This window comes from Oceanivirga salmonicida (assembly GCF_001517915.1).
GTDB lineage: Bacteria > Fusobacteriota > Fusobacteriia > Fusobacteriales > Leptotrichiaceae > Oceanivirga > Oceanivirga salmonicida.
Map to the genome: position 1 here is coordinate 1 of NZ_LOQI01000240.1, position 224 is coordinate 224.

Annotated in this window: 1 protein-coding gene; it reads right to left on the reverse strand. The window is 22.3% G+C overall.

Features of this window, described 5'->3' with window-relative positions; all coding sequences use genetic code 11:
- Positions 1-224, reverse strand: a 224-nt coding sequence (locus AWT72_RS09955; protein WP_197407696.1) for a hypothetical protein, incomplete at both ends; no start/stop codon positions are given.

Consider the following 224-nt stretch of genomic DNA (forward strand, 5'->3'; position numbering starts at 1 on the left):
CCTTTTTTAACATAGCATATCTTGCAAATTCTTCATTTTCACTAATTTTTCTTAATTCAATATTATCTTGTGATAATTTAGCATCTACATATCTTGAGTCTGCTAATGGAATTGTTTTAGAAATTGTAATTCCATAATCATTTTTCTTATTATTAATATCGTAATTATAGAAAAGATTAATATCAGGTGCAAATGCATCAATACTTTCTTTTAAATTTTTAAAT